Origin of the sequence: Microcoleus sp. CAWBG640 (genome assembly GCF_020883015.1) — a bacterium.
GTDB classification, from domain to species: domain Bacteria; phylum Cyanobacteriota; class Cyanobacteriia; order Cyanobacteriales; family Microcoleaceae; genus Microcoleus; species Microcoleus anatoxicus.
Genome location: NZ_JAHRFC010000112.1, coordinates 1 through 12,387, shown reverse-complemented (window position 1 = coordinate 12,387; position 12,387 = coordinate 1). Strand labels below are relative to the sequence as shown.

The following is a 12,387-nucleotide window of genomic DNA, read 5'->3' as shown; positions in this document are numbered from 1 at the left end:
AAGAAAAAACATTTTTTAGGCGACTATCAAAAGATTGATCGCCCTTAAAAGATGTAGGCGACTCAAGTCGCAGCCACGTTCCTCCCCATGTCTAAAGCCAGGGGCTTCCCGCTCGTTTTTCGGTGATTCCGAAAACAAGGTGGGCATTTGCCCACCTTACAAAATTAAGCAGTTTCGTGCTGTTTGTGCCATGCGGGATGCCACAACAATTCCGCAGTCGATCGCTTCTCGACCATTTCCTTGGTAATCGTACAGTTAGCTACATCCTTGCGAGAAGGCAACTCATACATAACATCCAGCATTAATTCCTCTAAAATGCTGCGGAGGGCTCTGGCACCAGTTTTGCGGCGACAGGCTTCCTGGGCGATCGCCCGCAGCGCCTCTGGTTCAAATTCCAACTGCACACTATCCATATTTAACAACTTTTGATACTGCTTCACCAGGGCATTGCGAGGTTCAGTCAATATCTGCATCAAAGCTGCTTCATCCAGCGGTGAAATTACTGTCACCACAGGTATGCGCCCGACAAATTCAGGAATTAAACCAAACTTCACTAAATCATCAGCTTGTACCTGTTGTAAAATATCCGCAGCCCGCTTATCTTTTGGTAGCAAAGTCGAGTTGCTGTCACTTTCGACTGGCTGAATAAACCCTAAAGATTTTTTACCCAAACGCTGTTCAACTATTTTTTCCAAACCGACAAAAGCACCGCCGCAAATAAATAAAATTTTGCTCGTGTCAATTTGAATAAAATCTTGGTAAGGATGTTTGCGGCCGCCTTGCGGAGGCACGTTAACCACCGTTCCTTCCAGCATTTTCAGTAGCGCTTGCTGCACCCCTTCTCCTGATACATCTCGCGTGATTGAAGTGTTTTCACTTTTGCGAGCAATCTTGTCAATTTCATCAATATAAATAATGCCGCGCTGGGCCGCTTCGACATCAAAATCTGACATTTGCAACAGTCGCAACAATATATTTTCTACATCGTCACCAACATAGCCGGCTTCCGTCAGGGTTGTGGCATCGGCTACTGCAAAGGGCACTTCTAGCATTTGTGCCAAACTTTGGGCTAGGAGAGTTTTGCCACAACCTGTCGGCCCGACTAGCATGATGTTAGACTTTTGTAGTTCCACATCGCTGTCTGAGACAGGTTTGCTACTATCTTTGGCTTGGTCAACGCTTAACCTTTTGTAGTGGTTATAAACTGCTACTGACAGAACTTTTTTGGCTGAGTGTTGACCGATGACGTGGCCGTCTAAATGTTGCTTAATGTCTGTTGGTTTGGGAATTTTAGCTAAAGTGATTTTGGATTTGTTCGATCGACCCTGGCGTCGTGTTTTTTGTCCTTGAGGCTCTTGAATTTCTGACTGGGCTGCTTGTTGAGCCACTAATTTGCCAGAGTCAAAGAATTCCTCTTCTAGAATTTCATTGCATAGCTCCACACATTCATCGCAAATGTAGACGCCGGGCCCAGCTATTAACTTGCGGACGTACTCCTGGGACTTGCCACAAAAGGAGCATCTGAGATGGGAGTCATATTTTGACATTATTTTCCTCTTAATTTACATTTGCGTTTGGCTGTGGGGATTTAGGGAGTTTTTTCCCGATCGAACATTGTGCTGTTCTCAGCAAAGTTTGGCGATCGCATACCCAAGCCACTCCAGCTTCGCGCTCTCTGTCTCTAACTTAACACTTTTGAGGCCTCAGTCATTAGTCATTATTCATTAGTTACAAATCAAAATACCAATTTCTGATACAGACATTCACCAAATTATACACTCAAAAAAAACTCTTTCTACCTTGAAAAGCTGACTTACCATTTTTTGTATTCCAGAAATTTTCCTGACATGATTATTTTTACCCGATCGCCTTTGGGGTCTGCTTCTTTCTCCACATCCAAAGTAAAGTCGATCGCGCTCATAATTCCGTCCCCGAATTTTTCGTGAATCACTGCTTTAAGAGGCATTCCATAGACCTGCATAATTTCATAAAACCGATAAATCAGCGGGTCTACGGGAACTGTGGCATCTAAGGAACCTTTGAGAGCTGGTTCTGATAGAACCTGAGCCATCTCGCTATCGAGTCCCAAAGCAGACACAATTTTTTCTGCTTCATCTGCTGATGCACTTGCTTGACCGTAAATCACGGCTGCAATCCAAACTTCATCGCGACCCAGCAATTTTTCCAAATCTGCAAAACTAATTCCCTGAGCTTTTTTGGCCACCAAAAGTTTTTCGGTAATATTTGAAATTGGCATTAAATTTTCTCCTGTTCGCTGCGGTGGAAGATGTGAAATATATCTCATATTTTTCATCTCTTGTCAATGGCAAATCCCCGAAATATGATAAATTGATAACTCGTCGCGACAGCAATAGCCAATCTCGTCATCCTTGACAACAGGCGATTTAGAGATCCGCGATCGCTTCTCTACAAAAATGGTACAGTTACCAGTACGTGTAATCAAAATTACATACTCTCTGCTGTGCGATCGCCAGTACCCAGGGTGGGTCTCATACCCGATCGCACCGGCAAAACCCCTTTACCGCTAACAAGTGACCACTGAAAAAAATATGGAGATTAACACCCAAGATTACAGCATCCTGTACGATAGCGCTACTGATACAGTGACCTGCTGTGGCTCTTTCCGGCTCAGCCAAATGGAAGAATACGCCCCGATCGTACAGTTGCTCAATGATGTGGCTGACGGCGAGCAGAAGACCATTACTCTAGATTTGCGAAAACTCGAATTTTTAAATAGTTCAGGGATTAATATTATATCAAAATTTGTGATCAAAGTCCGACAGCAAAAAAGTATTCAGATCGCAGTTAAAGGCTCCAAGGAAATACCCTGGCAGGGAAAGTCCCTCAAGAACTTGCAGCGACTGATGCCTTCCTTGCGATTGGAATTGGAATAGTTAATCCTTCAAGGTAAACTTGAGATCAAAGCTAAGTCTGGGAAGCATAACTAGGGATTTGCAATACAGGAAAATAAGTCATAGTTAAGTTAGCAGCAAACGCTCAAAAACTGCGGAACTGACTACCTACAAGTTACCAATTTTCAATTGCTATGCAGGAAGAACCATCGAAAGAACAGCTAATTTTGGAAGTTCAGGCTCTGCGTGCAGAACTGGAAAACTTGAAACGCGAAAAAGCCGATCTAGAAATTTTGCTGGAGACGACCACGGAACACTCCGATACCATAGAAGCAGACTTGCTATCAAAAGCTGAGTTGGCCGTGCGCTCCAGCGAAGAGCAGTTTCGGGCGATCGCCTCAGCAACTCCCGTTCCTGTACTGGTTTCTCGCCTCTGTGACGGTTTAATTCTGTATGCAAACGCTCAAATGGCTTCTCTCCTGGACACACCCTTAGCAGAATTGATCGGGCGTCATACCCCAGACTTTTACTTCGATCCCGCAGAACGCTCAAAGGTACTCGAAACCCTTGCCACAAACGGGCACATCCAAAATTACGAACTGCACTGCAAAAAAGCAGATGGTAGCAGTTTCTGGGCCATCATCTCCGTTCAGTCCCTGTTGTTCAATGGTCAGCCCACAGCGTTGTGTGCCTTGTACGACCTTACCCAGCGCAAGGAAGCAGAACAAGCACTCCAAGAGAGCGAACAACGACTGCGCCGCCAAAGTCTGGCCCTATTGCAGCTAGGTAGGCAGAGGACGATCAACAACGGGGCGCTGAATTTGGGAGTTCGAGAAATTACCGAGGCGGCGGCGCGTACTTTGGATGTGGAAAAAGTGAGCGTTTGGCTGTACAATCATGTCAAATTTGGAACTCGCTACGCCACAGATACTCAGGCAAATTTGGCTGCTAGAGCGATCGCCCACAACCAAAGTTGGGTCATCAATCGAGAGGCGATCGATCTCCCAGTAGAGCATTTGGTCAATCATTCTAAGTTGCCAACCCAAAACCTCAAATTAGTTTGTCTCGATTTGTACGATCGGACCAGTAAAAGCCATTTGAATCGTACAAAAAACCATATAAAAGTTTCAAATTTAGATGAGGAAGGCGATGCCGGCAGCGAAAACAGTCCCTCCTCCAATCCTTTAGACTCAGCATTGACAACTCAAAATCCTGTAACAACATTATCTTTAGAAACAGAACATACCCCAATCCTCAGCAAGGAAAGCACTCCCAATTCATCCATCTTAAATGTAGCCATTAGGCTCGGTGGCCAGATCGTCGGCATCCTGTCTCTGGAACATATCGGAGCACCCCGCCAATGGGCCTTGGAAGAACGAACCTTCGCCGATTCTTTGGCAAATTTAGTCGCACTGGCGATCGAAGGATTTGAACGCCAGCGAGCCCAAGAAGCCCTCTCCAAAGCCAAGTCGGAACTAGAAATCACTGTCGAGCAACGCACTGCTCAACTCACCGCCGCCAATAAACTCCTCCGCATCGAAATTGCCGAGCGCAAAAAAACCGAAATAGCTTTACAAGAAGCATTGCACAAAGCCGAAGCAGCTTCCAGAGCTAAAAGCACTTTTTTAGCCAACATGAGCCACGAACTGCGGACACCCCTCAACGCCATTATCGGTTACAGCGAAATCCTAGAAGAAGAAGCCTTAGAAGCAGGGTTCGAGGACTTAATTCCCGACACTAAAAAAATTCAGACCGCTGGTAAACATTTACTGAATTTAATTAATGATATTCTCGACCTTTCTAAGATAGAAGCTGGCAGAATGGAGCTTTATTTAGAAGATTTTCACCTAGGTAATTTAGTAGAAGAAGTCGTAGCAACTTTGTACCCTTTGGTTGAAAAGAATCGTAATCAATTACAAGTTTGTTCCTCTCCTGATTTGGGAGTAATGTATGCTGACTTGACTAAAGTGCGGCAAATTTTGTTTAATTTACTCTCCAATGCCCTCAAGTTTACCCAAGAGGGAACCGTAGTCATCAGCGCAACTCGCGAATTAACAGACGGCACTGAATGGATTTATTTGCGGGTAGCGGATACCGGCATTGGAATGTCTCCTCAACAACAGGAGGGTTTATTTGAACCTTTTATTCAAGGAGATGCTTCTACCACTCGTAAGTATGGAGGAACTGGTTTAGGATTGGCAATTAGCCGTCTGTTTTGCCAGATGATGGGAGGTGATATCACCATTGAAAGTGAGTTAGGTGTAGGCTCAACTTTTACTGTACAATTGAAAGCAAAGGTTGATGCTATTTGTGAGTTATTAGTTATTAGTTATTAGTTATTAGTTATTAGTTATTAGTTATATCAATTCCGGTTGTATCGTCAGGTGATTTAACCGCGAAGGCGCGTTCGGCGAAGCCGTTCCCGTAGGGTAGGACGCGAAGGAAGAGAAGAGAGTTTAATAATATAGAAACGGATTTTATATACCTAGCTCAAAAGCATTTGCTTCAGAGCAAAAATCAAAAATTAGCAGAAGTTGTCAAAAAGTGATATAATTCAACACACATTCTGTAACCCCCGCTGTCTAGATAACTATTCATGAAGGATTCGCTAGATCGCTTCTTACAAGTTGTATGGAAAGACCGACCCATTCGCCAGCGGGGAACTGTCATCGTAGCTATCCCCGTAATTTGTCTGTTTGCTTCGCTGATAGTCATAGCAGGACTGCGAAACAGAGCGATACAAACAAGAAAGGAACTAGATAGCAATAAGGAAATGCTTCAGCAAACAAACCGCTTGTTAAAAACGGTGGTGGATGCGGAGACTGGTCTTCGAGGTTATGGGCTAACCAAGCGGCGGGCATTTTTAGTACCATATTTTGAAGCAAAGAAAAATTTGCCTGAACAACTTTCTGAACTCAAAACTCTCACTAAAAAAAATCCAATTCAAAGTCAGCGATTTGCCGAAATTAAAAAAATCACGGAACAGCAAATAGATTTTTTGGAACAGACTCTAAACCAGATTGACAATTCAGACATCAAAGCCCAGTCTCCGGAAATTACTCAGGCATTCACTGAAGGCAAATTCAAGATGGATAGGCTGCGGGAAAAAATTGATGCCTTTACAGACGCAGGTGATGCCTACAAGAACGTTCTAGACCCACAAATGCAGCAGTGGGTGAGTCTCACTAATTACGTCCAATTTACGGCTTTAGTGGTGGGCTTTTTGGGTGCCGCAGCTTCTTGGTATTTATTTGATAGTTTAGAGAAAGAATTGAACCACCGGGAAGTGAGTTTGCAAGAGAGTAAAACTCGCATTCAAGCTGTAGTCGATCATGCAGCGGACGGCATTATTACTTTGGACGAATCCGGCACTATTGACTCTTTTAATGCTGCTGCTGAACGGATTTTTGGCTGGAGTGCCGATCGCATAATTGGCTCAAATCTCCGAAAACTGCTTGCTAAACCTCTACCAAACAAAAGCGCTGGCGATTATTCTATTGAATATTTTTTGCTAAATCCTGGTACTAAACTAAATGTTTATCAGCAAGAAACTACCGGAATTCGCGGGGACGGAAAAATTTTTCCAATGGAAGTGGCAATCAGCGAAATGCAGTTGAAAAATAAACGTTTGTTTATTGCAATTTGTCGCGATTTTGGACCCAGAAAACAAGCTGAAGAAACTCTACGCAAGCAAGCACAAATGCTTGATTTAGCCAACGATACGATCGCCCTACTGGACTTGAAGGGCAAAATCTCTTATTGGAACCATGGGGCGAAGCGACTCTACGGGTGGCGCAATTCCGAAGCAATGGGAAAAAATATTCATGAACTTTTGCAAACAGAATGGAATCAGCCCTTTGAGGCAATTCAAGAGGAGTTTTTTTCTACAGGAGATTGGCAAGGTGAACTGGTGCGTAGTAAGCGAGATGGCACAAAAATCACCGTAGCAAGTCGCTGGACTTTGCAGCGGGATGAAGAAGGCGAACCCCTGGCTATTTTGGAAATTAGCAACGATATTAGCGATCGCAAATTGTCCGAAATTGCCGCTTCCGAAAGCGCCGAAAGGTTTCGCGCCACCTTCGAGCAAGCCGCCGTTGGGATGGCCCAAGCAAATCTCGAAGGCAAGTTGCTGCTAGTCAATCAAAAACTTTGCGAAATTTTGGGTTACAGTCGAGCCGAACTGACCGAGAAAAACTTTAAAGAAATTACTTGTCCCGAAGATTTGGAACCAGAACTGCATCATTTGCAACGGTTATTAGCAGGAGAAATTGAAACTTACTCTATGGAAAAGCGCTATATCGGTAAAAATGGAGAGTTGATTTGGGCAAACTTAAGTGTTTCCCTGCTGCAAGAACAAAATGGCAATAAATATTTAATGGGTGCTGTAGAAAATATTATGGCACGCAAACAAGCTGAGGAATTTTCGCGCTTGCAAAGAGAAGAATTGAGGTGGATGGCGGACACCCTAGCTAAATTCAGCAATAATTTAAGAAAGCAGAATGAAGAATTAGAGCAGTTTGCCTATGTAGTTTCTCACGATTTGAAAGCGCCATTGCGGGCGATCGCCAATCTCAGCAGTTGGATAGAAGAAGACCTCAGCGAGTCCATGACAGAGGATACTCTACACCAAATGAACCTACTGCGCGGCAGAGTGCACAGAATGGAAGGTTTGATTGAAGGACTGCTGCAATATTCCCGCGTCGGACGGATGCAAGTGGCTTCCGAAACAGTAAAAGTAGATAAGTTATTAGCAGAAATAATTGATTCCCTAGCACCCCCACCGGAATTTGTGGTGGAAGTCCAACCAGGAATGCCAACTTTTGTAGCAGAAAGACTGCTCTTACAACAAGTTTTTTCTAATTTAATTAGCAACGCCATCAAACATCACAGAAGTCCCACCGGTCATATCACCATCTCTGTGGAAGACATCGGTGATTTTTATAAATTTGCTGTAGCAGATGACGGCCAGGGAATTGCGGCTCAGTATCACGAGAAAGTTTTTGTAATTTTTCAGACTTTGGAAGCTCGCGATCGAGTAGAAAATACTGGTATTGGTTTGTCCCTGGTTAAGAAAATTGTGGAAAATCAAGGTGGAATTATTTCCTTGGAATCGGCAGAAGGTGAAGGGGCAACCTTTCGCTTTACTTGGCCTAAGCAGCAAGCGCCTTAATAAACTAGATCGTTACTATAGCAGTCCTTGCAGGAGTTGTAAAGTTTTTTACCCCACCCCAACCCTCCCCTTATTAAGGGGAGGGAGTAAGAAATTCACAAATGATTTAGGATTGCTATATTAATTTGCTGTCTTTCGGGTCAAAAGTCCTTGACTGGGACTTAACAAAAAAGCTAGCAAAAATAACCCAAAAATAACCAACACGATCGCCGCCCCGGACGGCATATTCAAATAATAGCTGAGATACATACCAGTCACACTAGCTGTCATCCCAATAATTGCGCCCAATCCCATCATTAAATGTAACTCTTTCACCAACAAATACGCAGTAATTCCCGGCCCGATTAACAGCGCAATCACCAACAGGGCCCCCACGGTTTGCAAACTCGCAACAATCGTCAAGGTAATCGCTGAAATCATCCCTAAATAAATCCAGTTTACAGGCAAACCGCTGGCCTGAGAGCCCAGGGGGTCAAAGGTATAAAACAGCAGTTCCTTATAACATACTTTCACCGCCACCAAAATTATCAAGGTGGTGACAAAAGTTTGTTGCACGTCTGCTGGTGCAACGGATAAAATATTGCCAAATAAAAAACCGTCTAGGTCTAACTTGGTGGTTCGCAACAAACTAATCAGCGTGATGCTAATAGCTAAAAATGTAGACAAAATTAATGCCATAATTGCATCTATTTTGATTCGGGATTGTGACTGAATCCAGGCCATGATGCCAGCGCTGATTATCCCTGATATAAACGCGCCGATCGCTATAGGGAAACCCAAAGCAAAAGCCACGGGCAATCCAGCTAGCACGGAATGGGCAATCATGTCAACCATCATGCCCATTTGCTGTACAATTAAATAGGAGCCGACCACCGCGCAGAGTATTCCTAGTAATACGCCGATCGCGATCGCATTACGCATAAACTCAAATTTCAAAGGCTCAATTAGCAAGTTTAACATTTATAGGACAAGGAACAACGCAGCAGGAAACAATGCAGTCATAATCAATGGCACAACCCTGCACAGGCAGGATGCCCGTGCTACCATTAATTTTACAGGTAAAAATAAATTTTCATCGACCTCAAACCGAAACCAAACTTAAATCATAACCATAGGCTTTATGAATATTAGCCAGCGTCAGCACTTCTTGGCAGGAACCAATCGCAATTAACTGTTTGTTCAACAACAATAAATTATCATACTTTTTTAAAGTATCTCCTAAATCGTGACTAATTACTAGCAAAGTTTTATTGGCGGCTTTGAGTTCAGCAAAAATATCAAAAATAATCTCTTCGGTTGCTTTGTCAATGGCATTAAAAGGCTCGTCAAAGAAGAATAAATCGGCCTGTTGGGCGATCGCCCTTGCTAAGAAAATTCGCTGCTGCTGACCCCCTGAAAGTTCCCCAATTTGCCGATCGCGCAAATCCCACATTCCCACCCGCAACAAAGCAGTTTTCACCAATTCCTGTGACTGACGGGAGGGACTGCGAAACCAACCAGTCTGGACTGTGCGCGCCATCATCACCGCATTCCACACCGTAATCGGATAATCCCAGTCAATTTGCGATCGCTGCGGCACATAAGCCACCCGCCCCAACTGTTCCTTCAACAACCGCCCCTCATATGTTACCCTACCCCGACAGGCTGGAATCAATCCCAACATGGCTTTCACCATCGTGCTTTTGCCCGCCCCGTTGGGCCCGAAGACTCCTGTTAACTGTCCTGATGCTAAATGAAAATTGATGTTGTTCAGGGCCGAAATTCCTCGATAATTGACAGCCAAGTCTTGAACTTCTAGCATAATTTGAGATTTTGAGAACGATTCTTGTTTCCAGCTACTACAATAGAATAGCTCAAAAAACCAATAATGATTATCGTTTCTGAAGTCTTATGTTCCAGAAGTTGACGGAGAAAACCAGCAGAGTCAGCGTTGTGGCGGTTTTGGCGATCGCGCTAGGATTAGTTGGATGCAGTGAAAAGCCCCAAGCCAGCAATCCCATACCTGAGAGTCGGGCGACCAATTTGCCAAAAGTAGTGGCCACTACTGGTGTTATTTGCGACATCACTAAAGAAATTGCCGCAAGTTCGATCGACACTATTTGTTTAATTAAACCCGGAGATGACCCCCACGCCTATCAAACCAAGCCCGAAGACCGTAAGGCCATTGAAACGGGCAATCTGATTTTATACGCTGGTTACGACCACGAACCAAGTATCATTAAACTGATCCAATCTACTACCAATTCAGCCCCCAAAATCGCCGTCCACCAACTCGCAGTGCCCAAACCACTCATGGGCGAACACGAACATGAAGGAGAACACAAAACAGAAGCTAAACCCCATGAAGCAGAGGAAAAAGTTCCTGACCCTCATGTTTGGCATAATCCTCAAAATGGCATTCGGATGGTGGAAGTAATTCGCGATGAATTAAAAAAAGTTGCTCCTAATAATGCTGAAATTTATACTACAAATTCCGCCAAATTAATAGCAGATTTACAAAAATTAGATACTTGGATTAAAGCTCAAATTGCGACAATTCCCCAAGCTAAACGCAAGTTAGTCACTACTCACGATGCTCTGAGTTACTATGCTAATGCTTACGGTTTCGAGGTAGCTGGAGCTTTGCAGGGAGTGACTACAGCAGAACAGCCCACAGCGGCTAGAATCGCCGAATTGTCATCAGAAATTAAGAGGGCGGGAGTACCGACAATTTTTGTGGAAACTACGACTAATCCCAAGTTGATGGAGACTGTGGCCAGGGAGGCTAATGTCAAAATTTCCGACAAGGAACTCTACAGCGACGAGTTGGGTGCTCCTGGTAGCGGCGCTGATACCTATGAGGGGATGCTGAAAACTAATACTTGTGCGATTGTTTCTGGGCTTGGGGGAAATTGCACTCCTTGATGGATTTTCGGTATTTTTTGAAGTGATATTCAATTGTAGGGTGCGTCAGGAGAGTTTTTGGAACAATTTTTAGAGGTTCGGGAAGTGATATCAATTCCGGTTGTATCGGAATGATTTAACCGCGAAGGCGCGAAGGACACGAAGGAAGAGAAGAGAGAGTTTAATACAGGACGGTGAATAGAGGATTTGGTATGACGCACCCATCGATTGCCACCCTAGGAACTGGCTTACCTAGGATTGCTCATCGGTACTGGGAGGTTTTTGCCCTATGCCCAATTGTTTCTTGGATAATTTTAATTCTTTCCATAGCGCTTTAATATCTTTATAAGCTTTCTCAGCGCTAATTTTGCCCCCTGTTTCCAGGGAACAAATGTAAGTTATTTTTTGAGCAAACTCTTGCAAGTTGGCATTGAACGCCAAGTTTTCTGGCGTAAAATCGCCGTAGTAGCGATGGCGAGGATGTAAAAAGTCTTCCCGCTCGGTCATTGCCCCCCTCCTAATTCCTGTTTGTAATGGCGATCGCTTGCTTCCATTGTAGGGCGCAAGTAGCAATTGCTTTATTTTGCCTTGTACTTATCTTTATTAATCTAATTTTAACCTAATTTACCCTAATTTTAACTTTTCTTTAACCTTGTTTAAACAAAATTGGGAGCTGCGGATACCGCAACTCCCTTTTGATATAGTTTACAGGTTTTTCTTAACTTCTGTGCAAGCTCAGCACTTACTTGTGGCATTCGCAGCCGGCGTGGCCACAGCCAGTGCCGTTGGGGTGTCCGTCGGCGCAAGCAGTGGAACAGTATTGTTTGCCGTCTTTTTCAATGGCTGCACTCAGGTTGACAGCGCACAAGCAAGATGGACAGGCACATTTTGTTTGGGTTGCAGTGGTCATGGTGTTTTTTCGTGGTAGGTTGGTTTGTTTATATTTATATATGAACACATATTCAGAGATAAGTCAAGGGGATAGGAAATATTTTTGAAAGTGGGCTGAGGGACTATGTAGAAATCCTCAAATCTCAAATCGCATTAAAATGACAATGAGAACCAAAATAAATCTTGAAAGAATGTTATCTAACTCTGCTGTGAATGGGGCGGTAAATGGACCGATCGCCCAAAATGATACACCAATCTGCGATCGACCGCACCTAGTTGACAGTTTGCGAGTCCAGGATATTCAAACCCAAATTCTCGACACCGCCAAAGCTCAGCGCATGGCAGAGTTTTTCAGTCTTTTGGGAGATGCGAACCGCCTGCGGCTGTTGTCTGTTTTGGCAAAACAAGAACTCTGCGTGTGTGATTTGGCGACAACTTTGGGGATGAGCGAATCGGCTGTGTCCCACCAGTTGCGGGCGTTGCGGGCGATGCGATTGGTACGTTATCGCAAGGTGGGGAGACAGGTTTTTTATAGTTTACTCGATCGCCATGTTTTGGAACTTTATAATG

At 44.1% G+C, this 12,387-nt stretch carries 11 protein-coding genes; 5 read left to right on the top strand and 6 right to left on the bottom strand.

What is annotated here, in order from left to right:
- Positions 1-164: 164 nt before the first annotated feature.
- Complete coding sequence (clpX, locus tag AAFP11_RS27465; protein ID WP_341739878.1) at positions 165-1,547, bottom strand: ATP-dependent protease ATP-binding subunit ClpX; 1,383 nt, start codon at positions 1,545-1,547, stop codon at positions 165-167.
- A 266-nt stretch (positions 1,548-1,813) separates the two neighbouring features.
- Entirely contained in the window at positions 1,814-2,257 is a 444-nt protein-coding gene (gene cynS, locus AAFP11_RS27460) for a cyanase (protein WP_341739879.1), read from the bottom strand.
- 313 nt (positions 2,258-2,570) lie between these two features.
- Between cynS and AAFP11_RS27455 the strand changes: the two genes are divergently transcribed.
- The 3 genes from AAFP11_RS27455 to AAFP11_RS27445 all read left to right on the top strand — a co-directional run bounded on the left by AAFP11_RS27455 (position 2,571) and on the right by AAFP11_RS27445 (position 8,043).
- Positions 2,571-2,915: a hypothetical protein gene (locus tag AAFP11_RS27455; RefSeq protein ID WP_341734032.1), complete on the top strand. Its 345-nt coding sequence runs from the start codon at positions 2,571-2,573 to the stop codon at positions 2,913-2,915.
- A gap of 152 nt (positions 2,916-3,067) precedes the next feature.
- Complete coding sequence (locus AAFP11_RS27450) at positions 3,068-5,209, top strand: ATP-binding protein (protein WP_341739877.1); 2,142 nt, start codon at positions 3,068-3,070, stop codon at positions 5,207-5,209.
- Between the two features lie 260 nt (positions 5,210-5,469).
- Positions 5,470-8,043, top strand: a complete 2,574-nt coding sequence (locus AAFP11_RS27445; protein WP_341739876.1) for a PAS domain S-box protein — start codon at positions 5,470-5,472, stop codon at positions 8,041-8,043.
- Positions 8,044-8,163: 120 nt separating this feature from the next.
- Here AAFP11_RS27445 and AAFP11_RS27440 read toward each other — a convergent pair whose 3' ends face one another.
- Together AAFP11_RS27440 and AAFP11_RS27435 are read right to left on the bottom strand one after the other, a co-directional pair.
- Entirely contained in the window at positions 8,164-9,003 is an 840-nt protein-coding gene (locus tag AAFP11_RS27440; RefSeq protein WP_341739875.1) for a metal ABC transporter permease, read from the bottom strand.
- A gap of 121 nt (positions 9,004-9,124) precedes the next feature.
- The gene (locus AAFP11_RS27435; protein ID WP_341739874.1) at positions 9,125-9,844 is read right to left on the bottom strand and encodes a metal ABC transporter ATP-binding protein; all 720 of its coding nucleotides are present in this window, start codon (positions 9,842-9,844) and stop codon (positions 9,125-9,127) included.
- An 89-nt stretch (positions 9,845-9,933) separates the two neighbouring features.
- Between AAFP11_RS27435 and AAFP11_RS27430 the strand changes: the two genes are divergently transcribed.
- A complete protein-coding gene (locus AAFP11_RS27430) occupies positions 9,934-10,947 on the top strand; it encodes a zinc ABC transporter substrate-binding protein (protein ID WP_341739873.1) in 1,014 nt (337 codons plus the stop codon).
- 231 nt (positions 10,948-11,178) lie between these two features.
- Here AAFP11_RS27430 and AAFP11_RS27425 read toward each other — a convergent pair whose 3' ends face one another.
- Both AAFP11_RS27425 and AAFP11_RS27420 read right to left on the bottom strand, forming a co-directional pair.
- Positions 11,179-11,433: a hypothetical protein gene (locus AAFP11_RS27425; protein ID WP_341739872.1), complete on the bottom strand. Its 255-nt coding sequence runs from the start codon at positions 11,431-11,433 to the stop codon at positions 11,179-11,181.
- Between the two features lie 235 nt (positions 11,434-11,668).
- A complete protein-coding gene (locus AAFP11_RS27420) occupies positions 11,669-11,836 on the bottom strand; it encodes a metallothionein (RefSeq protein WP_341739871.1) in 168 nt (55 codons plus the stop codon).
- A 172-nt stretch (positions 11,837-12,008) separates the two neighbouring features.
- Here AAFP11_RS27420 and AAFP11_RS27415 point away from each other — a divergent pair.
- A partial coding sequence (locus tag AAFP11_RS27415) for a metalloregulator ArsR/SmtB family transcription factor (protein WP_341739870.1) occupies positions 12,009-12,387 on the top strand: 379 nt, incomplete at its 3' end.